Source organism: Sphingobium limneticum (genome assembly GCF_008710155.1).
In the GTDB taxonomy this organism is placed as follows: domain Bacteria; phylum Pseudomonadota; class Alphaproteobacteria; order Sphingomonadales; family Sphingomonadaceae; genus Sphingobium; species Sphingobium limneticum.
On the sequence record NZ_VYPZ01000005.1, the window covers coordinates 273,649 to 294,326 of the forward strand.

Consider the following 20,678-nt stretch of genomic DNA (forward strand, 5'->3'; position numbering starts at 1 on the left):
ACCCGTCAGAGCTGCGGCCCCAAGGCGGATCAAGCGAGCTTCTCTGTAGCAGCTGGGGTATCGCCATAGAGTGAGAGCAATGGAGCCCCCTGGGGAGGGAAGCGATATGTCGACGTTACGCTTATTGATGCTGCCAGCCGCCGATGGCGACTGCCTGCTATTGTCGTGGGGAGACGATAGCCATCTGCATCACATGGTGGTGGATGGAGGTAGGACGTCCGCCTATCCGCATCTGAAGAAACGGCTTTCGAGCATCGCTGATAAAGGAGAGAGCCTCGAGCTATATGTGCTGACACACATTGATGCCGACCACATTGAAGGAGCCCTAGCCTACCTTCGGGATTCAAATCGACCGCTGGTGCCGAAGCAGGTTTGGTACAATGGTCGGACTGAGATGACATCGACCGGCATCCGGAGCATGAAGCAGGGTGACGCCTATTCAGTCGCTCTTGCCAAACTTGAGTGGCCTTTAAACACCTCTTTTTGTGACGGGGTTGCAAAGATCGAATCGGCGCCCGGCGTTATCGACATCGCAGGGCTGAAGATCACGATGCTCTCGCCGGACGAGCTGCATCTTGCCGCCCTAGGAAGCAAATGGAGCCAGTGGCATCAGCAGCAGGGTGTTCGGGCGCGAGGTCTTGTCAAAAAGCCAAAACGCCCCCTGCCGCCGAATCCTCTGATCGTCGAGGATCTGATCGCCCCCGGACCGATCGACACCGAACTGCCCAACGGATCCAGTATAGCCTTCATTGCCGAATGGGGCGAACGGAGAATTCTGTTCGGCGGTGATGCGCATCCCGATCTGCTCGCGGCCTCCCTAGAACCGCTCGCCGCTGGAGAGGGCGGGCGCTACCGCGTCGATGTCCTTAAAGCCTCGCATCACGGCAGCGCGAAGAACACCTGTCGCAAGCTGATTGAGATGCTCGACTGCCGCCGGCTGGCAATCTCTACCAATGGTAACATACATTGCCATCCCGACCCGCAAGCGATCGCGCTGTTTCTTCACTTTGGACCTGAAGGGCGAAAACACCTCTACTTCAACTACGTTACCGAACAGACCCGGCCTTGGGCCAAGCCGGAGGTCGCGGACCGTTACGGATATAGTGCGCATTTTCCGCCGGACGAGGAAGGCATGATCGCCATCGATGTGCTTGCCGACGATTGATGTCTGCTTGCGATCAAACTTAAATTGTCAGGATGCAAGGTAAACGATGTGTGTGATCTAATTTTGGATTTTTTCTCTCTTGCGGGAGGGAGGCGTCGTACCAATATTCTTTCGGACGCATGTTGAACTTTGGGGGACTAACTAAAATGGCCGACAGGAAGGTAGTCTTCGTCGCATTCGCGATCGAAGACGAAGCCCAGCGCAATCTGCTGAAAGGGCAGTCGCTCCATACGGATTCGCCGTTCGAATATATCGATATGTCGGTGAAAGAGGCCTACACCGAGGAGTGGAAGACCAAGGTGCGCACTCGGATCAAGCGCTCTGACGGCGTGATCGCGCTTATCAGCAAGGACTCGCTGACCAGCTCTGGTCAGAAGTGGGAGATCGCGTGCGCTAAGGAGGAAGGCGTGCCGGTTCTCGCGATGTGGGCTTATTCGACCGACCGCACCGCCGTCGTCGGCCTGTCACCGAAGGCTTGGAGCTGGACCACGATCGCCGAATTCATCGACGGTCTCTGAAAGTGGGTAAGGGACGCAAGGCGCTGGTCGTTGGCATCGACTATTATCAGGATCTCGAGCAGCTCTCCGGTTGCGTAGACGATGCCCACAAGGTGAAGGCTGTCCTTGACCGCAATACCGACGCCGGTCAGACTAAGAACTTTCAGACCAACATTCTGACTGGTACGGGTCCTAACGACATCGTCACACGCAAGCAGCTTAAAGAGGAGATCCGTGATCTCTTCTCTGGGGATGAGGAAGTCGCCCTGCTGTACTTCGCGGGGCATGGTCACATCGAAGCGACAGGTGGCTATCTCTGCGCGACGGACACGGAGACCGGTGACGACGGCCTTCCGATGGGCGAGGTTCTCAAGCTCGCAAACGATTCGAAAGTGTCGAACAAAATCATTCTTCTCGACAGCTGCTATTCGGGAATTGCCGGGACGGCGGAGAACGATCCGCGCTTCGCTGAATTGAGCCACGGATTGACCATTCTGACTGCGTCATCGGAGAAGCAGTATGCCCTCGAAACGGATGAGGGGGGCGTCTTTACAACGTTGTTGGTTGACGCGCTCGAGGGAGCTGCCGCCAATCTGGTGGGCGAGATCACGCCAGGCAGCGTTTATGCGCACATCGACCAGTCGCTCGGTTCGTGGGGCCGTCAGCGTCCGATCTTCCGGACTAACGTCAACAGCTTCGTGTCGCTCCGCCAGGTGCAGCCGCCGATCTCGCTTGAGGATCTGAGAGCGATCTCTGGGCTCTTCCCGACTGCTGATTTCGAATTCGATCTGGATCCTACTTTCGAGCCGGACCGTCCGATCGAAGGCGTTACCGTCGACCCTATCGAAGAGAACACGCGTCGCCTCGCGATCCTTCAGAACCTGAACCGTGTAAATCTGGTCGTTCCAGTCGGGACCAAGCACATGTATCACGCCGCGATCGAGAGCAGATCGTGCCGGCTAACGATTCTCGGCGAGCATTATCGTCGCCTGGTCGTGAAGGAGCAGATCTGATCGTTGGGCGAAAGGGGCAGTCGGGCTAAGGTGGTCGCGATGCATACTACTGGAAAGATCGGTGTTACTGGCCATCAGGCACGCGAAGGCCTGGATTGGGCTTGGACCCGAACCAAAGTGGCTGCCATTCTTCAGGAGGCGGCTGCAGTCGATCAGGCTCTGACCTGCCTTGCAGTGGGCACCGATCAACTCTTCGCCGAAGAAGCACTCGCGATTGGCATCGCCTTGACCGCCGTCATACCGTTCGAGGGATATGATCGCTGCTTCGAGGGTGTCGGCCTCGAAGCCTATCGCAATCTGCTCGCCCGCTCCGCCCGCACCGTTATGATGGAGCAAACGGGAACGGATCAGGAGGCGTTTCTCGCGGCGGGCGTCCGCGTTGCCGACGATAGCGATCTGCTGATCGCTGTCTGGGACGGCGAACCGGCCGCGGGCCTTGGTGGGACAGCCGACGTGGTCGCGCACGCGATCGCATGCGGACGCCAGGTTCTGCAATTGAATCCCTTTTCTCGAACCGTCCGGCGGCTGGCGGGCTGACTTTCTTCAGCGTTGGCCGAGGTCAGCGCGTAGTCCGGTAAAGAATTCGTTGGTCGAGCGGATGCGGGCAACACCGGCGGTGACGATGCGGCGCTTTTCCTCAAAACTCCGCTCAGCGTTCTTTGATCGTCTAGCGTATGCATCCAGATCGGCGTCGCTCTGTAAATACGGCCATTTGCGTAAGAATTCGGGTGGCAAGCTTGAGCCCGTCGAGAAGGTAGCCAAGGGGTAGTCCTTTTCAGTCGCGACACCAATCTCCCAAGGCACCCACTGCGAATAGCGCGTAGTGTCGGAAACGATCGCGAGCAGCTGGGTGCACTTGCCCATCTCGGTCTGAATGTGGAGGGCCAAATTTTCTCCACGGCCGCTAATGTATGGATCGATGACGTCGAGGTAAGATTCAATTCCGTGCAGTTCACGGAGACGGCGTTCGATCCGCGTTGCGAGCAACGAGTCGGCAGATTGGTGGGAGAGGAACACTTTCACCATTGGGATATATCTCGCTTCACGTTTCGAGGCGCTGAAGTGCGACGGGGCTGCAGCTAGTGCATCACCGGTAGTAAAGATCCCAAATCCCACCGACAACAGACTTGGAATTCCATGCGACGCACTTGCTGGCTGCTTGTCCGACGACACTTGCGGTCCGTTGCGCGCCGCGTAGGTCTACCGCGAGGATCGGCTTTCCGTAGATGCCTGCGCCGTCGATTTCCTTGCCGATCCACTTGCTGTAGTGCGTGTACATACCAGTCGGGATCACGATGACGTGACTCCGGCAAATCTGACGGTGGATCGCCTCGCGCAGAGCCTTGTCAGTGTTGGCATTGAGGATCGGATCGCTGCTCGGGACTGAGAAGTTCCGTAGGTCGAGCGACGCTTGACCCACCCTCCAGGTCTGCTCGAAGATCCAGTTGGATAGCGTGGCATAATGGCCAGAGTAAGCCCACGAGTGGCTGATGAATACGTGGATCTGATGGGTGCTCATCTCAAACTTGCCGCTAGAGTATATGCCCGTACGTACTCTATTTGTTCGCGAGCAACAACGCCCGATGATGCTGAATTTTTTGACCATACCAGACCGGTCTGAGGCGGGTTCCTGAAAGGGATCTGAATAGGTAGCTAATGGTCCCTCCAAGAGCAGGCGGCCATTGACAGTGTTGCTCGTCGACGACGCATTTTTAAGGTGTGCGTCGTCGACACCTGCCGGGAAAGCGGACCGTCAGTATTCGGGGATTAAAAATTAGATGCTGAGCGGCCGAAATGGGTCGATCCTGTCTGATGCCGATCAATTACGAAATGCTCGGTCCACTGCGACCGCGCCCGATCGACCAGCTAATGCCGTCGCCGCGCATCAATCCCGAGACCGATTTGCCGACCTGCCGCTCCAGCGCCGGGCGCCACGGCACCAGCGTGAAATCACGTGATCGCTCAACTAGCGCGAAGCGCCCGCTGACGAGATCAATCGAGCGGCGGTAGACGCCCTCGATCCGAGCGCCCTCGACAGCCTCCCGGAACGGCATTTTAAGTTCGTCTGCGAGCTGCCCCGCTACCCGGAGCAACTCGCGCCGCTGAAGCGCCGCGATCATGCCGTTCGGAAACGTCGTGCTGCCGCCCGTCTCCTCGGCCAATCCCTGCGCCACCAGCCACTGCCGCCGACGCGCCTGGGCGTCGCGCAGATCGTGGCCGAATCCGGCATCGCGAACAGGCTCAGGCGTGGCCGAGACAAGCTCGCGGTCGATCCAGGTCGCGGCGTCGACATCGGCCAGTTTATCGAGCGGCTGCGCCGACAACATGGTGATCGCGACCGGACGGTCCCGTAGCCTCGCTGTCTCATGGGCCGCCACGCGCTCGAGATGGTCCGGCGCGACGATCCAACGGCCGGACGGCTCGCGCTCGACGATGCCCGATATCCGCCGCATCGCCTCGAGCCGCCGGACATGGGTTTCAGCGAAGGCCTGGGTGGCGGTCGGATCGTAGCGAAGATGGGCATCCACATCGTATCGTCCACCGCTGGCGCCGGCGACTGCGGCGACGGTCCGATCCACCTCCCGTACTGTCGGCCTGACCGGATCGATCCGCACAATCGCACCAGGTGGCAAGCTGACGTCGGTTTCCGTGCCCCCTTCGGCGAAGCTCAGGGCCGGCTTGCCGATTGCCACATAGTGGCTGCGCCCGTCGACGCCATCGACGATCACGTAATGGCGATCGTCATGCTCGTCGGCGAGTCCCCGCGCCAACACGCGGCCGACCAGCGGGCGGGCATCGGGTGCCGCCGGATTGTAGATCGCCTGGTCGGCTTGCGCCCGGACAATCGCGGAGCGGGAGAATTCGCGCTGCATCGTGCGGATGATGTCGCCGCGCTCGCCCAATGCGCGCAGCGTCTCTGCAAGGTCGGGCGCGAGCCGGAAGCGCCCGGCACCGAGCGGATCGGCCAGGCCCAGGCGTGAGAGCTTCGCCAGCCGGCCGGCGCGCAGGGACTGGTCGAAGGCGTCGCTACCGTTGATCGCCACCACCCGCTCTGCGTCCGCGCCCTTGAGCAAGGCCCGGTCGATCGATGTCAGGCGCTCCTGCTCGACTTCAGCGCGCAGCGCCTGCGCGATCTCACGGTCCGTGCGCGGGCCAAGATCGAGATCGACCAACTCGGCGGCGCGCTCACGGATGCCCGTGGTCATATAGTCGCGGGCGATGACGAGATCGGCTCCGCGATCATCCCTGCCGCGCACGACGATATGAGTGTGCGGATGGCCGGTGTTGAAATGATCGACCGCGACCCAGTCGAGCCTGGTCCCGAGATCCTCTTCCATCCGGTCCATGAGCCGGCGGGTGAGCGGTTTCAGATCCTCATATTGGTCGCCGTCCTCGGGCGAGACGATGAAGCGGAACTGATGGCGATCACCCACGTCGCGCTCGCCGAACGCCTTGCCATCGACGATATCCGAATCGCGCCCATAGAGCGTGCTGCGTTCGCCCTCGCGCGTGGTGCCGTCGCGCTGGAGATAGCGCAGGTGCGCGGCGGCGGCCGATACGCCCTTGCCGGCGAGCTTGACGATGCTTGCCTTAACGATGACGCGGCGGCCGTTCGACGCCGCATGACCGCCGCGGCTGGCGAGCAGCCGCCCGACACCCGCACCGCGCCCGATCCGGGTGCCCGAGAACGACCCTCGTGCGAGGCCTGAGGCAGCGCCGCCGCGCGCAAGATTGGCGGCGGCGAGGACTCGGCCCAGGTAGCGCCGGGCGCGCTTACCGCCCTGCTGGCGCTGGCGCCCAAGGCGCGGCTCAAAGCTGTCGTCGTCGGCCATTTTCCTGATTCCGGGGGCGTGGAAGGGCAGCATGCCGCGCAGCGGGTGACATGAAAACCGGTGCCGCCGAACATGACTGATTGCCGTCCTTTCAGCGCGGAACGGCACTGGTGCCGCGAGGGCCGTGCTGCTCACAGGTCCAAAAAACGATGTGCAGACAAAGGCTTATGGCGCACCGGTGCCATAGCTTTATCTTGCCTTACGCCGCCCTCCCGCCTGAACCGCTCCTATCGCTCATTTTCGCCATCCTGCTACCCGCCCATGTCGCCCGAGCCGAGGCAAAAAAGAGCCGGGACACGATGCCTGTCCGGCACCCCGTCCCGGCATTTCCGATGCCCTGATCAATGCGTGGCAGCGAATGCTTCGCGTGCCCGACGTTCGCTCCTGAAGCTGCGCCGCCCCGTCAATCCCTGCGCGTTGCCATCGCCATCGACGATGCTCACCGCGACGAACCAGCAGCCATCTAGCCGCCCGATGATCGCCACCCGATCGAGTTCGAAACCCTCCTCATCCTGTGCCTGATACCCGCCGAGCCACCGTTCCGACACCCTCGCGTCCCACAGGAAATCGCTCTTCTCGGCCTCCAGGAACCGCTGTGCCAGCGCCTCGCCTGCGCCCCGTCCGAACTCGATTTCGAGCCCTGCCACGAGCGTTGCAATTACACGGTCCGACGCCGCACCGATGGGTTGAAACATGGTCATGATCGCCTCCTTCGCTTGAAATCCTCCTCATTGAGGACAGACCTCCGAAGACGGGTGGCGGAGCGGCTGTCAGGGCCGCGGAGGCGCAGCCGGAGCGCCGCGCAGCGGCGGCGGAGGAACCGATTTTGTTGTGCTAGGAACAAATAAAAGCGCGTGCGAAGCACGCTCTATTTCACGGCAAAATTGGAGGGGCCGCCGGCCTTGCACAGCCGCTTCGCCGCCCGTCATGCTGGGCCTTGCCGAGACGAGCCCCTCCAACGTCCGAGATCGCGCGATGCCGTCGCAGCCCACATCCTTCGACGCTGCGGCCTATGCTGGCTCAACGGGGTGCGCGGATCGCGAACAGCGTATCTGGCGGCTCGTCTGGCGCGCGTGATGGTGATGGAGTGACGGATGCGTTGTTGGTTCGAAGCACGACGAACAATGCTGGTGGCGGCTCTTGCGGAAGGGATTGCGGAGGACCCGAAGGCGTGCCCGACGCTTGTGCGAGATAGGCGCGCGTCTCGCCCGGCAACGCACGACCTGATGCAAGATGCGCGGCATAACGGCCGGGACCGGCATTGTAAGCGGCGAACAGGCCGGGATAACCGAAGCGGTCATACATCGTGCGCAGATAGGCCGTGCCTGCGAGGATATTGTCGTGCGGATCATGGGGATTGCTGCCCAGGCCGTGCGCCGCGCGCATCGCCGTCCACGTCGCTGGCATCAGCTGCATCAGGCCCATCGCGCCCGCGTGAGATGTGATCGGTCGCCCGCCAAGCATGGTCTGGCCACCGCTTTCTGCGCGCATGACCCGTTCGATCCACGCCACCGGGACGCCGAACCGCGCGGACGCCTCGGCGATCTCCACCCGCCAGCGATCGAGCGGATCGGCAGCGGCAGGGGTCGCGACGAACAGCGCGACGGTGAGCGTGAGCGTCCTCAGCGCAGCCACAGCGGGGTCGCCTTGCCAATGACATCCTGCGCCAGCGTTGCCCCGAAATAGCGCCCATCGAACGAGTTCGGGGTCTCGGTCATGAGCAGGAAGACCATTCCCGGTCCCAGCCGGATGCACCCCTGCCACGCGGGCAAATCCCGCCCTTCCGCATCGGTAGCGCGGCGGATGGTGACCGGCCGGTCGTTCAGCGTTACCACGCGATCGACCGCGCAGATTCTATCCCCGGCCACGCCGACGACGCGCTTCACCAGCGGCACGTTGGACGGCAGATAGTGGCGGCGTGCGGCCAATTGCCGTGCTTCGGCAGGCGGCCAGGCAATCACCATGTCGCCGCGCTGGAGCGCTGCACCGGGCGACACGGCATAGAGTCCGATGGGCGCGCTGGCGCTGGCGTTCCAGACCAGCCGGGGCACCGGCGGCAGCGCGACCGTGAGGCCGAGGCAGGCGATGCCAGCGGCGATCAGCGCGGCACGGCGGCGCAGGCGCAGGCGGCGAACATGGGCGGCGCGCCGGACCTCCAACCACGCGAAGAGTGGCAGCGGGCGATCACGAATCCGGCGCTCAACCATGGTCGCCTCCCCGCGCGCGGGCTGCCGACCACGTCTCGATATCGTCGATATGATAGCGCCAGGTGCGGCCATGAAGGCGGCATTTCGGACCCTTGCCGGTCTGGCGCAGGCGCTTGAGCGTCGAATAGGCAAGGCCAAGATGAAAGGCCGCCTGCTTGGCGGTGAGGAAGGGGCAGGTTTCGCGCGCGGCCTGCGCACGTGTCGCGGTATCGTCCATGATGAAGGTCCATCTGCGCCGATGCACCCTGCGTCGGCTGAGAGGTGCGGATTGGATCGATCCGGCCATCTTCGGCAGGGTCGCAAATCGACCCATGCGATTGCGACCTCCCTGTTTTGGGACCGGGGTTTCGGGCTGGCGGCGATGCCCCGCGCCCTCGGCGGACGCGGGGCGGTTCGCTCAGTCGGCCGGGTTCCAGATGATCGCGAAGGCGTCGTCATCGTCTTGGCCCGCAGCGCGGCCGAGATTGGCGTAGAGCCGGCGCGGGCCGAATTCGGGGGCGGCGAACGACAGCGACACATAGTCCTTGCCGCTCATTTCGCCGCGCCGGATCCATCCCGCTCCGACCTCGACGCCTGCTGCCGACACACGATAGTCGGGCTGGGTGTCGCCGGACTTGCGGGTGTTGGGAATGATCTCGATGTCGGTGCGGATCGAGAGCGTCTTGAGCTGGCCCTTGAAGCCGTTTCCGTCGCGGGTGACATAACCGATGGCTGGCATTGTTCGTCTCCTTGAAAAGTCGCCCCGAACCGTTTCCGGGCGATGGGCGGACCTGAGGGACGGTCACAGCAGGACCGCGAACCGGCAGGCCGGAGCGGCAGCGGAGGACCGGAGCCGAAGGCTTATTTGAGAGCGCAGCGACCGCGAGGAGCCCGCCTCGGCGGGCGGGGAAATAAGCCGCATGGCGATGGTTTCGCGGGACTGCGGCCGTCCCAGGTCATGCGCCCGAGGAGCCGGAAACGGTGCGGGCCACGGTAGTGGTAACGATGACAATGCCGCCGGTTCATCCCTCGCGATGGATTGGTCGTGGACTGCACGGACGCACCACCGCGCCATCGGATCGACCGTCCAAACGCACGCACGGTAACGCTGCCGCCATTACCGCCGGTGTGGCCGATGACGGCCGGTCGGAGCTTCGCGTCCGGGGTAAGAGGCGATAGGGGCGAGCGACATGTCGATGACCATCCTCCGTCTTCCGACAGGCTGCGCCACGCTGCTACGGATTGCCGCTGCACCGCAGGGCCAGGGGCGCGTCGGCCAGGCACAAGATGGCGACACCCTCCGGCGGGAGAGCGGCTTGGCGTTCGCATCGCCGGGATCGACGCCGCCGAAAACCCAAGCGGGACAGATCAGATGCAGGGCTGAAATCGCGCTCGGCCGATCCGCGATCGCGCGCGCCCGGACGCTGTTCGAGGGCCGGACAGTTACCATCATGCGGGTGGGGGGCGGCTATAACCGCACGGTCGCGCGGGTGACGCTGGCCGGTCGCGATGTCGGGTCCGAACTGGTGGTGACCGACGTCGTGCGCTGGCAGCATAAGCCTGACTGGCGCGCGCACGCTGATGAGGACAAGGGAATAGCCGCGCCCCGGCCAGCGCTAGCAGGCCGGGGCGCGGCCGATATTCAGGGCATCAGCCGCAGCGGCGGAACCGCGAAATCTCTCGCCGCGAAGTGGGCGAGGATCGCGTCGTAGCTGCCGAAGCGTTCGACGGTGCAACGGCCGATCAGGATATAGTCGTCCTCGTCGGCGGCATAGCACTGCACCTCGCCCGCGCCGGTGAACACGACGCGCTCGGCGCCCCATTGACCGCAATAGGCGCCCGACCAGCGGGCGAAGGGCAGGCTATGCTCTACGCACCAGCTTTCGAGGTACTCGAACCGGCCTCAGGCCACTTCATGCGCCATGAGTTCGAGCGGCACGCCCTCGCGAAACATCGCAAGGCTGAAGGGTTCGCCGTCCCATTTGGTGGACAGTCCCTCTGCCTGAACGAGAGCGGCAAGGTCGGGCAGCAGGGATCGCGGCAGGGTGCCGCCGATGGTGATGCTCGCGGATACGCGGTCGGCCATGATGGACTCCTTTCCCGCGCGCCCGAGTCCGTCAGGGCGAGGGCGCGCGGCCGAATTTTCGTGAATGAAAAGGATGCGGGCGGCGGTTTTCCCGCCGCCCGCAAAGGATCAGGCGGCGAGGCGGTCGGCCTCGTCGTCGTGGAAGGGCGGCACGGGACACCCTTCGACCGGCAGGGCCATCACCGCACCGGGCGCGGTCGGGTCCGGCTCGTCGTCGCCCGGCAACCGCCGCTCGATCTCGCGCGCGGCTTGCGCCTTGGCATGGGCCGCGACGGTGCCGACGCCGCCGCGCGCCGTATAGGCGGCGGGCGGGAACGCCATCCAGCGCGGCACCCAATTCTCCCGCCGGTCCCGCCCGTTGGTGCCGTCCAGATGATCGCGGACGATGCGTTTCAGGGTCTTGGCCTTTTCTTGCCGGTTGGCGCTGGCGACGGTTTCGCTCGCCACCTCGGCGACGATTCGGGTCAGCACTTCCCGGTCGCGGACAAGCGAGAAGAAAGCGTCGTCGGCCTGCCAGCAGCGGGCCATATCGACGCCGATCTCCATGCCCACCGCCTCTACGGCGGCGCTGCCGGACGCCAGCGTTTCGCCCATGACGATGGCGATCACCTCCATGACGACCGCATCGGGAAGGTCGAGCAGCCGCTGGAAGATGCCGACGACACCCTGCTGGGAGTCACGTGCCTCCCAAGCAGCGTCGCCATTGCCCCCGGTCACGGTCGGTTCCTCGGCACAGAAGCCGAGAACCGCCAGCACCGCGCGGCGGCGCTCGTCGAAATCCGCCTCGGCTTGTGCGTTGTCGAGGCTGTCGCGCACCTCGTCGTTGCGGGTTGACTGCGGCTCGGGCGTGACGCGCCACAGGTGCGATCCGCCGATGGCATGGGCCACCATCAAGCGCAGCGCGATGGTCGGATGGCCGGTGAGCGCGGCGCGGACGGCGGCATGGCGATGCAGATCGACATAGGTCTGCATCGTCGATGTCATTTCGGGACGCGCCGCTTTCGGGCTGCTCCCGGTCCCGTTCTCGGACCCCTCGGCCTTGGTGATCCGGCGGGCTTCCTTGCCCGACACATAGCCTTCATGGACGATCACCTCGCCGGTCGCGCGCACGTCGATATAGACGCGCCCGCCCTTGCGCTTGCCCGCCTTCTCATATTCCCATGTCGAGAAATGTGTCGTGGGCGGCACGATGATCGCGTCGGCCCAGCCTTGCTCGACATAGGCGGCGCGGCGTGCCTCGATCTCCGCATTCTGCGCCGCCCAGAAAGCATCGGGATCGGCGACATAACGGTCCTCGCCGAACAGGTCGGCGATGGTCGCAAGCCCGCTTGCCTCCACGTCGAACAGCGCATGTTTCACCGGGATCGACTGCCCGCCCAGCAGCCATGATTTCAACTGATGGCCGGTCGGCAGATAGGCATTCTCGTCGTCGGCGAGTGCCAGCCATGCTTTTTGCTGGCTCTTGGACGCCATCGTCAAATGGCGCACGGTCGCCGCGTCGATCTGTTCCTTGCGATAGAGGTCGCGGATGGCGGGGAGCAGATTGCCGAGCGCCAGCACGCGCTTGACGGTGAGGTCGGGCAATCCGAACGTTGCGGAGATGTCTTCAAGCCTGCGGCCTTCGCGGACGAGGCGCGTGAAGGTCTCCCATTGCGTCACCTCGTCGGGGTCGAGTCGCGCCATGTTCTCGATCATCGACGCCTCGATGGCAGCGGCGTCGTCGCCCTCGTCGAGAATCGCGCACGGCAGCATGGAGTCTTGGGGCTCTGGCGTCATATCGCCCGCCGCCCGCCGTTCCTCGGCGACGATCTTCGCGGCATGGAAGCGGCGGCTTCCGGCGACGATCTCGTAGCCATCGGGCGCGCAATTGGGACGGACGATGACGGGCTGGATGATGCCACGGCTGCGGACGGTCGGCAGGATGTCGGACACGTCCGGGGCCTTTTTGCTGTAACGCATATTGGCCTTGCTCACGACCAGCTTGTCGAGCGGGATAAAATCGAGTTTCATGGGTCTACTCCTTGTGAGTGCCGGTCCCGTCGCCACGGGATTCGCGGTTTCGCCGCGTCGGGACCGGTTACCGGGGTCGTTGACCTCCCCGGCGAGGCTTGCGACGGGACGCGCCGCGCGTCATCCGCCTTTCCCTGGCTTAGGATCGGTCGGAAGCTCGGGAACCGGCGCGGACTCGATGCGCCAGATGATGGATTGGGCTTGGCTTATCGAACCGGCGCGGCGCGCGGTGTCGGCCCAGACCGACAGGCTGACGATCGTCGAAAATCCGATATCGCGCTCGATCTGCAAGCCGAACGACAGGCGGATGCCCGCCAGTTCGGACAGGCTGAAACAGCCCAGTTCGGGACAGCCGAAACCGAGGTCGGCCAGTCCGAACAGCGTGTCGCCATCATCATACAGCTCGGTCGCCAGCCATGTCGCCGCGCCCAGCGGGTTGAAGAATTTGACGACCGGCGCGGGGTCCGGTTCGTGGGTGCCGGTTTGCATCGCATCACGGTGCGCTGCGGCATTCACGCGCAGCACGGCGTGAAGTTCGGGGGTCAGAAGGATCATGCCGCCCTCCGTTCGCCAGAGTCATCGAGGGAAGAGTCGCCTTGGACTGCCTCGGCTTGGGCGGAGGCGTGCCGCGCCAGCAGCCAGTCGGCGGCCTTGCTGGCGGCACTGGCGGCGCGGAAGATCGCGCGATTGTCCTCGCGCAGCACCTCCAGCCAACTGCCGAGATAATCGGCATGGCGGACGGTTGGGACGATGCCGAGCGCGGCGCAGAGAAAGGCCGAACCCATTTCGGCAATCAATTCCTCGCGGGCATAATCCTTCGATCCGAAGCTGGTGACGAGATTGCGGTTCAACCGGGACGGGTGGCCGCTGCCGTGACAAAGTTCGTGCAGGCAGGTCCGGTAATAGTTGATCTGCTCGAAAAAAGCCGGTTGCGGCGGCACCTGCACATAGTCCTGCGCGGGCACATAATAGGCGCGATTGCCGCCGACGCGGAACTCGATGCCGCTTGCGGCGATCACTTCCTCGGCGACGGGCACGATCTGGCGTTCCGGCAAGGGGGCCGGATCGGGCGCGAGGCCGGGGCGCAATCCCTCGCACTGCGCGACGTTGAACACGGTGAAGCGTTTCAGGAAGGGAATGGACTTGGCGTCGCTGCCGGTTTCGACGGCGCGCGCCTTCTCGGCCTCGGGGGTGAAGCGGTCGGCATAGACGACGGTGGTGCCGCGCTCGCCCTTGCGGACGCAGCCGCCTGCCTCAAGCGCCTGTTTGAAGGTAAGCCAACCCTGCGAGGGATAGCCTTGCTCGATCACTGCGCCCCACAGGATAAGGACGTTCACGCCAGAGTAACGGCGCGCGGTAAGGGCGTTGCGCGGCAGGCCGGGACTGATCGCGCTGCCATCACCATCGGGATGCCCCCAAGGCTGAACCCACGGAAAGCGACCCGCCTCCAGTTCGGCGATGATCCGCGCCGTTACCTCGTCATAAAGGTTTGTGCGCCCCGTTTCGGACTCAGTCCGGGCCTTGGCCGCGATGGGGGTTCCGCCGTTGGACGCCTTGGGTTTCCGGCCCTTGCCGCGCGCGCGGACAGTCGTGGGAGCACGCATCATTCACCTCCTGCACCGCCCCAAAACCACCATGGCCTTCCCCGGAAGCGGGGGTGGGCGGCAAGATGCGAACCGAAGAGGACCGCTTGAGCGGCGTCGGCACCCAAAGGGCCGCAACGTCAGTGGAGGAGCCGGGCGCAGCCCGGCTTGCCGGGGCCGCGAGCGGGCCTAGCAGGGAGCGCCGCCCACTCCCGCGCCACCGGGAGAGGCCACCAACAGCGCCGCCGCGCAAGCGGCGACCGCAGCGCTTCGCGACGGCGTTGCCGTCGCCAACAAAGGGATGGACCCCCGGCCGATGCGGGCGGATCAGCGGTGCAGGGTCGGGCTTCGCGAAGGGGCCCAGCAAAGTCCTGTTTTGCGGGGTGCCCCGTGGCCAGGGCGACATATGTCGCCGACCTCGCGAAACCGGGCGTACCGCCCGACCAAGAGGCCGGCGTGCCTGCGGGGCCGCCATCGGGCACCGCACCCTGTCCGGGCGAGGCGAAGCCGCCCGGTCAGTGTGCGTCCTCAGCCCCGCTCCATCAGGTCAGCAGACGCTGACCCGCGCCAGCCGATCGTTACCGCCAGGCCGAGACCCGGCAGCGGGGCTCGGGGGCGAGAAGGCAGGCTTCGAGCCGTAGAGCGCGGTCGCGCCGCTTCACCGGCGCGAGGCGTCTGCTTCCCACCCAGTTGCGAATCTCCCGACACCCTCTCCGCGATCCTGAAATCAGTCGTTCACGGGGCTGCCGTTTCGGCAGCAACGACCAACTCACGCCGTTCGCCTTGTGGTTTCTGAACGTCTGCTAAAGACAGAACCCGCCACCGCCCTTTCGAAGAATCTGGCTCTCCATCGTGGTAGTCCGTCGCGGTGACATATGTTAGGCGGTCTTGAGAATTCGTAAGGATTGCGCGATACAAATGGCGGGCGAGCTTCATCAGATTGAGCGTATCGACACGGGGGACGCGACACCCATCGCATCCTTAATCGAACAGCAGTTGAACGCCCGTGAACTTGGCGTCGGTCAACGCGCGATGATGTTCGCACACGGCTATGGCTGCGACCAGAATATGTGGCGATACGTTGCCCCGGCTTTCGAGCAGGATTTTCGGACGATCCTTTTCGATTATATCGGCGCTGGCGGCTCTGATCTGGGCGCCTACGACGCCCAAAAATATGCGTCTCTCAGCGGATATGCCGATGACGTTGTCGCCCTCGGAAGAGCGATGGATGTGCGGGACGGCGTTTTCGTCGGCCATTCGGTCAGCGCGATGATTGGCCTGATAGCAGCGAGACGAGCCCCGGAACTGTTTTCTGCTCTGGTGCTGGTCGGACCCTCGCCCTGTTACATCGACGACGCCGATTATGTCGGCGGCTTCAGTCGGGACCAGATCCTGGAATTGCTCGAATTCCTTGATAGCAACCACATGGGTTGGTCACAGGCAATGGCGCCTGTCATTATGGGAAATTCTGAGCGCCCCGAACTGGCCGAGGAACTGACCGGCAGTTTTTGCCGAACCGATCCAGAGGTCGCAAAGCAGTTTGCCCGCACAACCTTTCTCTCCGACACTCGAGCCGAACTGGGTGAGGTCGATGCCCGTGTGCTGATCCTCCAATGCCGTGACGATGTGATCGCACCGCCCAGCGTCGGCGAATATGTCCGCAATGCGATCCCAGGCAGCGAACTGGTTCACCTCAATGCAACGGGCCATTGCCCAAACCTCAGTTCGCCCGTCGAGACGATCGCGGCGATCAAAGCCTTCGTCTGAGCGGCTTCGACACATGCCAATGCCGTCCGACGCCATGAATTATGAGACGCTCTTTGATAAAGCGCCTTGCGGGTACGTGCTCGCCGACAAGGATGGTCGGATCGTGCGTTCCAACCAGACCTTTCTCGCTTGGACTGGCCATGTCGGGGACGAAATTCTCGGCAAGCGCTTCTCTGACCTTTTGCCAATCGGCGGAAAGATTTTCTACGAAACCCATTTTGCGCCTTCGCTTCACATGCAGGGAAATTTTAGCGAGGTAGCTCTCGACATCGTCGGAAGGGACGGAAGCAAGATCCAGGTACTGGCCAACGCCGCGTTGTTGCCGGCGTCTGACGATGGACCGGCTGTAATCCATTTCGCCATATTCAGGGCTGCCGAACGGCGAATGTATGAAAAGGGCCTGCTGGAGGCTCGCGATAAGGCCGAAGAGGCGATCAAATCGGAGCGGGCAGACTCTGAATTGCGAGAGCAGTTCATAGCGGTGCTTGGGCATGACCTTCGCAATCCTCTCGCTTCAATCACGAGCGGCGTGCACATGCTGGGCAAGGAAAGCCTGAGCGAGCGCGGCAATAAGGTCGTCGGGCTGATGATGGGCAGTGTCGTCCGTGCGAGCGCGCTCATCGATAACGTGCTGGATTTCGCCCGTGGTCGATTGGGTGGAGGTATTACGTTGGCTCGATCCTCGAAGCCGCTCGAGCCGGCGCTGCGACAGGTGGTATCAGAATTGCGGTCCGTATCCCCTGGACGAACCATTACGGCGCATTACGAAATCGATGAGCCGATCGACTGCGACCACACACGAATTGGGCAACTCCTTTCCAACCTCCTCGGGAACGCGCTGACCCATGGCGCGAAGGATTTGCCGGTACAGGTGGATGCCAAGAGAACAGAGCACGATCTGGTGATCGCGGTTACCAACGGGGGAAAGCCAATCCCAGCCAAAGCGCTCGAACGGTTGTTCCAACCGTTTTTTCGCGGAAACGAACGCCTGCAGCACGGTCTGGGTCTGGGCTTGCATATCGCATCGGAAATCGCGCGGGCGCATGGCGGAACCCTCGTCGCCAGATCTGACAAGATCGCCACGACCTTCATTTTGACCATGCCAATAGCCCAGGCCAATAAATAGTCGCGTTGGTCAGGGCCATTTGTGAACATCTAGCGTTCTATGAGTTAGGTATGACCGGGCATCTCCCCCGGAAGGAGATTCCCGGGAATGCCGTCATCAGAGCCGATCGCCACCATATTGGTGGTGGAAGACGACACGCTGATACGCATGCATGGCGTGGACATGCTTGAGGAGAACGGCTTCGACGTGATCGAGGCTGCCGATGCTGAGGAGGCGCTGGCGATACTTTACGAGCATGGCTCAGTCCATTTGCTTTTCTCGGACATTGACATGCCCGGTGACATGGACGGCCTGGAACTCGCGCGCCAAGTCAATCAGCGGTGGCCCCAGGTGAAGCTCCTGCTGACATCGGGGCATCATCAGTTGGAAGAAGGCGTGCTACCCGACGATGGGCAGTTTCTTAGCAAGCCTTGGAGACAGGATGTGCTCATCGAGCAAATTCGCGGGCTCCTGGCAGTCTGACTCGGCTTCCTTGCATCGTCAAACCAAGCCCATCAGAGAACGGATTGGGAGAACGCAGCCGTTCGATAGGTGCGAAGAGAATGACCGAATTGTCCCACGATCCGGCGTTCGCTCCCGACGGCAGTCGACCACGTCCGGCCATTTCGGCCTAATTCGAGGAACGACCTATTTCGACGTAAGCAGTCATTCGGTAATCATAAACGATCAAAATGAGGCGCAATGTTGCGCTGCGGCAAACTTCTGGCTAAGGAAGCGGCAATCGCATGGACCCGGTGCAATTCCGGGTGGCTATTCCGGCCGCCGATCCGCCGGACAACGCACTTCGCACTCCAATATCACGCCACTCTTCGAAGACGGCGCTGCTGCGATCTTTGCGGAATATCACATTGATGAACATCACACCCTTTGCCCGGTATCGTGCTGAATGGTGCAACGGCGCCGGTAGCGTGCGCCGCGATGTGCTTGCCGGTATGGTTGGCACTTTCGCGCTCATTCCCGAGGTTATTGCCTTTTCCTTTGTCGCCGGCATTGATCCCGAAGTCGGCCTTTTCGCATCTTTCGTGATCGGGATCGTCATCGCTATTGCCGGCGGCCGACCGGCGATGATCTCCGGCGCAGCTGGCTCGGTCGCACTAGTCGTAGCAGCTCTGGTTCACAGCCATGGCCTTCAGTACCTGCTTGCCGCGACGATCTTGGCTGGCATCCTTCAGATCGTCTTTGGCCTGCTCAAGCTGGACGTCCTGCTGCGGTTCGTGTCGCGGTCCGTCCGGACTGGCTTCGTGAACGCTTTGGCGATCCTGATCTTCTCGGCGCAAGTGCCGCAGATGCTGGGCGTAACCTGGCACACCTATGCGATGATCGCTGGCGGTCTCGGGATAATCTACCTGTGGCCCCGCCTGACGACGGCCATTCCGTCGCCGCTCATCTGCATCGTAATCTTGACGCTGATCAGCGTCGCTTTCCCGATGCCGGTTCACACCGTCGCTGACCTGGGTCGATTGCCTGCGTCGCTTCCTTCGTTCCATATTCCCGACTTCCCGCTCACCCTAGAGGCGTTTCGGATTGTGGCGCCCTACGCTTTCGCGATGGCGGCAGTTGGCCTGCTGGAATCGATGATGACCGCGAGCGTGGTCGATGAGCTCACTGAAACCACCAGTTCAAAGGCGCGGGAATGTACGGGTCTTGGCCTCGCTAACGTAGCTGCCGGCCTCTTCGGCGGCATCGCGGGCTGCGGCATGATCGGTCAAACCGTCGGCAATGTGCGGTACGGTGGCCGAGGGCGCCTCTCGACCCTTGTTGCAGGCGTCTTCCTGCTGATCGTCATGGTTCCGCTGCGTCCTTGGATCGCTCAGGTGCCGGTTGCCGCGCTCGTCGCGATCATGATCATGGTGTCGATCAGCACATTCTCTTGGGGATCGCTGTCGGATCTTGCGCGACATCCCAAGGTCTCGGGGGTCGTCATGCTGGCCACGGTGGCGGTGACGGTTGCAACGCATGACTTGTCTGCCGGGGTCGCGGTCGGCGTGGTTCTCAGCGGCGTGTTCTTCGCCTTCAAAGTGACCAAGCTCATGCGCGTCGAAGAAGACTTTGATCCTCTGACCGACACGCGGACCTATATCGTCTCCGGCCAGATTTTCTTTGCCAGCGCCGAGATTTTCGCGGACCAGTTCGACCTGCGCGACACAGCGCGAAACGTCCGGATCGACCTGACAGCGGCACATCTCTGGGATATCACGGCCGTGGGTGTGTTGGAGGACATCGTCACGAAGATGCGACGACACGATATACGGGTGGAATTGATCGGCCTCAACCAGGCCAGTGCGATCCTCGTCGACAGGCACGCACCAATTGTTCGCCAATCCACGGGCTGATGGTCTGCTTATGCCTATTATGATCGTCTGAGGTTCTGCAGCCGGAGCGGTTCAAATTCCGGTCGCTGCCGGGGGTTGCTCATTCCATTGAAACGCATGACGCGATCGGCGTTAGGAAAGATACGCATTGGTTTGATGCCCGGTGAATCGATCAGCCCGCATCGTCGGAAGGCGCTATGTTGCCTCATTCGCGCTGGTTCGTTTCGCTCACCGGCCAGACACCGAGCAAATCGCCTGTCTTGGAATTCTCGACGCGCAACTCCGCGAAGTCGCCGATGATCATGCACTGCGGTCGTTCATGCAGCCCGGCCCGCTGGAAACATCGCACTGGTCCACCCGCCTCGGCTGATTGGAGGCGGCCAGTGATCCGCAAGGCAAATCCGCGTACGGCATCAAAATCGTCCGGCGCCATCCGCTTGACGATGTCGAGCCTGCGCGCGCTCTTGCCCGCATCGTCTCCAATAAGGCGGGCAATCGCCAATTCGCCCTGGGCCTGACCAGACGGATCGGTGTTGATCGCGCCGGAAAGTGGGGTGGCAGGGCACTCTGGGGCCGTCGACCAAGGCCTGGCGATCCAGAAGCCCTCAAACGCGGCCTTGCCTTCCCCGGTCTCGGTGATTCCCCATAGTGCGCGTTCCCACCGCATGGGGTTGATCCACACGCGCAAAGTCGACTTTGCCTCGTCATACCGCCATCCGAACGGCGCAGTGCGTTCGCCCTCGACCGGTCCCTCGCAGCCGAACGGTAGCATGAGATCGAAGCGCCGGCCCGCCGCTGCCTGCACCGCTTCCGGCAAGGGACGTGAAGCACTCGCCGCGTCGATCGCATCGGCGACTAGGTCGAGCAGTCCGGCTCGTTCCAGAGTGGGGGGCGGCGCAATGGCTGTTGGCGCAGGCGGCGCTTCGCCTTGAGGCGTCAGAGCGGCCGCCACTAGAGGCGCAGGTTCGGGAGCCGTCGCGCGACCGATCAGGAAGCCGCCGCCACCCACCAGCAGCACCGCGGCAAGCCCGCCGGCGATGGCCAATCGACTGGAATGGGGGGTCGGCTCTTGCATAAGCCCCTCCTAGCAAAGCATCTTC

22 protein-coding genes and 1 other annotated feature are annotated in these 20,678 nt (G+C 62.9%); of the genes, 9 read left to right on the top strand and 13 right to left on the bottom strand.

Translation table 11 applies throughout. The features are described 5' to 3' along the window. Positions 1-106: 106 nt before the first annotated feature. From F4U94_RS09140 to F4U94_RS09155, 4 genes are all read left to right on the top strand, one after another. Positions 107-1,165: a ComEC/Rec2 family competence protein gene (locus tag F4U94_RS09140; RefSeq protein WP_145986238.1), complete on the top strand. Its 1,059-nt coding sequence runs from the start codon at positions 107-109 to the stop codon at positions 1,163-1,165. Positions 1,166-1,311: 146 nt separating this feature from the next. Continuing rightward, a complete protein-coding gene (locus F4U94_RS09145; protein ID WP_120251163.1) occupies positions 1,312-1,683 on the top strand; it encodes a TIR domain-containing protein in 372 nt (123 codons plus the stop codon). 2 nt (positions 1,684-1,685) lie between these two features. Further along, positions 1,686-2,675 (top strand): caspase family protein, encoded by a 990-nt coding sequence (locus F4U94_RS09150; protein ID WP_120251162.1) that lies wholly within the window; start codon positions 1,686-1,688, stop codon positions 2,673-2,675. A gap of 117 nt (positions 2,676-2,792) precedes the next feature. Next, positions 2,793-3,212, top strand: a complete 420-nt coding sequence (locus tag F4U94_RS09155) for a hypothetical protein (protein ID WP_145986237.1) — start codon at positions 2,793-2,795, stop codon at positions 3,210-3,212. Positions 3,213-3,218: 6 nt separating this feature from the next. Here the strand turns inward: F4U94_RS09155 and F4U94_RS09160 are convergent, their stop codons facing one another. The 8 genes from F4U94_RS09160 to F4U94_RS09195 form a co-directional block, all read right to left on the bottom strand. Next, positions 3,219-3,701 (bottom strand): toll/interleukin-1 receptor domain-containing protein, encoded by a 483-nt coding sequence (locus F4U94_RS09160; protein ID WP_120251160.1) that lies wholly within the window; start codon positions 3,699-3,701, stop codon positions 3,219-3,221. Between the two features lie 61 nt (positions 3,702-3,762). Continuing rightward, positions 3,763-4,194, bottom strand: coding sequence for a TIR domain-containing protein (locus F4U94_RS09165; protein WP_120251159.1), 432 nt, complete (start codon positions 4,192-4,194; stop codon positions 3,763-3,765). A 304-nt stretch (positions 4,195-4,498) separates the two neighbouring features. Further along, on the bottom strand, positions 4,499-6,508 hold the full coding sequence (gene rlxS, locus F4U94_RS09170) for a relaxase/mobilization nuclease RlxS (RefSeq protein ID WP_120251158.1): 2,010 nt from the start codon (positions 6,506-6,508) through the stop codon (positions 4,499-4,501). 341 nt (positions 6,509-6,849) lie between these two features. Continuing rightward, complete coding sequence (locus tag F4U94_RS09175; RefSeq protein WP_120251157.1) at positions 6,850-7,209, bottom strand: hypothetical protein; 360 nt, start codon at positions 7,207-7,209, stop codon at positions 6,850-6,852. Positions 7,210-7,528: 319 nt separating this feature from the next. After that, a complete protein-coding gene (locus F4U94_RS09180; protein WP_120251156.1) occupies positions 7,529-8,143 on the bottom strand; it encodes a lytic transglycosylase domain-containing protein in 615 nt (204 codons plus the stop codon). Further along, a complete protein-coding gene (locus tag F4U94_RS09185; RefSeq protein WP_120251155.1) occupies positions 8,131-8,715 on the bottom strand; it encodes a S26 family signal peptidase in 585 nt (194 codons plus the stop codon). The genes F4U94_RS09180 and F4U94_RS09185 overlap by 13 nt, the downstream gene beginning before the upstream one ends. After that, positions 8,708-8,932, bottom strand: a complete 225-nt coding sequence (locus F4U94_RS09190) for a helix-turn-helix transcriptional regulator (RefSeq protein WP_120252218.1) — start codon at positions 8,930-8,932, stop codon at positions 8,708-8,710. The genes F4U94_RS09185 and F4U94_RS09190 overlap by 8 nt, the downstream gene beginning before the upstream one ends. Before the next feature lie 180 nt (positions 8,933-9,112). After that, the gene (locus F4U94_RS09195; protein WP_120251154.1) at positions 9,113-9,433 is read right to left on the bottom strand and encodes a DUF736 domain-containing protein; all 321 of its coding nucleotides are present in this window, start codon (positions 9,431-9,433) and stop codon (positions 9,113-9,115) included. 451 nt (positions 9,434-9,884) lie between these two features. Here F4U94_RS09195 and F4U94_RS09200 point away from each other — a divergent pair, with 451 nt between their 5' ends. Next, a complete protein-coding gene (locus F4U94_RS09200) occupies positions 9,885-10,406 on the top strand; it encodes a thermonuclease family protein (protein WP_120251153.1) in 522 nt (173 codons plus the stop codon). A gap of 191 nt (positions 10,407-10,597) precedes the next feature. On the opposite strand, the gene F4U94_RS24975 is transcribed toward F4U94_RS09200, so the two are convergent. From F4U94_RS24975 to F4U94_RS09220, 4 genes are all read right to left on the bottom strand, one after another. After that, positions 10,598-10,780, bottom strand: coding sequence for a hypothetical protein (locus tag F4U94_RS24975; protein ID WP_232015751.1), 183 nt, complete (start codon positions 10,778-10,780; stop codon positions 10,598-10,600). Between the two features lie 108 nt (positions 10,781-10,888). After that, positions 10,889-12,790, bottom strand: coding sequence for a ParB/RepB/Spo0J family partition protein (locus F4U94_RS09210; protein ID WP_150411891.1), 1,902 nt, complete (start codon positions 12,788-12,790; stop codon positions 10,889-10,891). A 120-nt stretch (positions 12,791-12,910) separates the two neighbouring features. Continuing rightward, positions 12,911-13,345: a DUF2958 domain-containing protein gene (locus F4U94_RS09215; RefSeq protein WP_120251152.1), complete on the bottom strand. Its 435-nt coding sequence runs from the start codon at positions 13,343-13,345 to the stop codon at positions 12,911-12,913. Next, complete coding sequence (locus F4U94_RS09220; protein ID WP_232016083.1) at positions 13,342-14,322, bottom strand: ArdC family protein; 981 nt, start codon at positions 14,320-14,322, stop codon at positions 13,342-13,344. Before F4U94_RS09220 ends, F4U94_RS09215 begins: the two co-directional genes overlap by 4 nt. Before the next feature lie 969 nt (positions 14,323-15,291). On the opposite strand from F4U94_RS09220, the gene F4U94_RS09225 reads away from it, so the two are divergent. The 4 genes from F4U94_RS09225 to F4U94_RS09240 all read left to right on the top strand — a co-directional run bounded on the left by F4U94_RS09225 (position 15,292) and on the right by F4U94_RS09240 (position 19,599). Beyond that, on the top strand, positions 15,292-16,140 hold the full coding sequence (locus F4U94_RS09225; protein WP_232015750.1) for an alpha/beta fold hydrolase: 849 nt from the start codon (positions 15,292-15,294) through the stop codon (positions 16,138-16,140). A gap of 34 nt (positions 16,141-16,174) precedes the next feature. Beyond that, on the top strand, positions 16,175-17,266 hold the full coding sequence (locus tag F4U94_RS09230; RefSeq protein ID WP_197716405.1) for a PAS domain-containing sensor histidine kinase: 1,092 nt from the start codon (positions 16,175-16,177) through the stop codon (positions 17,264-17,266). 87 nt (positions 17,267-17,353) lie between these two features. After that, positions 17,354-17,728, top strand: coding sequence for a response regulator (locus F4U94_RS09235; protein ID WP_120251150.1), 375 nt, complete (start codon positions 17,354-17,356; stop codon positions 17,726-17,728). Between the two features lie 262 nt (positions 17,729-17,990). Continuing rightward, positions 17,991-18,046 (top strand) — a sequence feature (sul1 is cis-regulatory element that is thought to sense ions involved in sulfur or methionine metabolism; They are found in Alphaproteobacteria). A gap of 71 nt (positions 18,047-18,117) precedes the next feature. Next, the gene (locus F4U94_RS09240) at positions 18,118-19,599 is read left to right on the top strand and encodes a SulP family inorganic anion transporter (protein ID WP_120251149.1); all 1,482 of its coding nucleotides are present in this window, start codon (positions 18,118-18,120) and stop codon (positions 19,597-19,599) included. Between the two features lie 184 nt (positions 19,600-19,783). On the opposite strand, the gene F4U94_RS09245 is transcribed toward F4U94_RS09240, so the two are convergent. After that, the gene (locus tag F4U94_RS09245; RefSeq protein ID WP_246171578.1) at positions 19,784-20,623 is read right to left on the bottom strand and encodes a hypothetical protein; all 840 of its coding nucleotides are present in this window, start codon (positions 20,621-20,623) and stop codon (positions 19,784-19,786) included. Positions 20,624-20,678 lie beyond the last annotated feature (55 nt).

Excerpts from the sequence above, each read along its gene's own strand:
- F4U94_RS09230 (WP_197716405.1), top strand. The coding sequence starts at position 16,175 with ATGAATTATGAGACGCTCTTTGATAAAGCGCCTTGCGGGTACGTGCTC.
- F4U94_RS09185 (WP_120251155.1), bottom strand. The coding sequence starts at position 8,715 with ATGGTTGAGCGCCGGATTCGTGATCGCCCGCTGCCACTCTTCGCGTGG.
- F4U94_RS09160 (WP_120251160.1), bottom strand. The coding sequence starts at position 3,701 with ATGGTGAAAGTGTTCCTCTCCCACCAATCTGCCGACTCGTTGCTCGCA.
- F4U94_RS09140 (WP_145986238.1), top strand. The coding sequence starts at position 107 with ATGTCGACGTTACGCTTATTGATGCTGCCAGCCGCCGATGGCGACTGC.
- F4U94_RS09175 (WP_120251157.1), bottom strand. The coding sequence starts at position 7,209 with ATGACCATGTTTCAACCCATCGGTGCGGCGTCGGACCGTGTAATTGCA.
- F4U94_RS09195 (WP_120251154.1), bottom strand. The coding sequence starts at position 9,433 with ATGCCAGCCATCGGTTATGTCACCCGCGACGGAAACGGCTTCAAGGGC.
- rlxS (WP_120251158.1), bottom strand. The coding sequence starts at position 6,508 with ATGGCCGACGACGACAGCTTTGAGCCGCGCCTTGGGCGCCAGCGCCAG.
- F4U94_RS09225 (WP_232015750.1), top strand. The coding sequence starts at position 15,292 with ATGGCGGGCGAGCTTCATCAGATTGAGCGTATCGACACGGGGGACGCG.
- F4U94_RS09145 (WP_120251163.1), top strand. The coding sequence starts at position 1,312 with ATGGCCGACAGGAAGGTAGTCTTCGTCGCATTCGCGATCGAAGACGAA.
- F4U94_RS09215 (WP_120251152.1), bottom strand. The coding sequence starts at position 13,345 with ATGATCCTTCTGACCCCCGAACTTCACGCCGTGCTGCGCGTGAATGCC.
- F4U94_RS09190 (WP_120252218.1), bottom strand. The coding sequence starts at position 8,932 with ATGGACGATACCGCGACACGTGCGCAGGCCGCGCGCGAAACCTGCCCC.
- F4U94_RS24975 (WP_232015751.1), bottom strand. The coding sequence starts at position 10,780 with ATGGCCGACCGCGTATCCGCGAGCATCACCATCGGCGGCACCCTGCCG.
- F4U94_RS09210 (WP_150411891.1), bottom strand. The coding sequence starts at position 12,790 with ATGAAACTCGATTTTATCCCGCTCGACAAGCTGGTCGTGAGCAAGGCC.
- F4U94_RS09165 (WP_120251159.1), bottom strand. The coding sequence starts at position 4,194 with ATGAGCACCCATCAGATCCACGTATTCATCAGCCACTCGTGGGCTTAC.
- F4U94_RS09200 (WP_120251153.1), top strand. The coding sequence starts at position 9,885 with ATGTCGATGACCATCCTCCGTCTTCCGACAGGCTGCGCCACGCTGCTA.
- F4U94_RS09240 (WP_120251149.1), top strand. The coding sequence starts at position 18,118 with ATGAACATCACACCCTTTGCCCGGTATCGTGCTGAATGGTGCAACGGC.
- F4U94_RS09235 (WP_120251150.1), top strand. The coding sequence starts at position 17,354 with ATGCCGTCATCAGAGCCGATCGCCACCATATTGGTGGTGGAAGACGAC.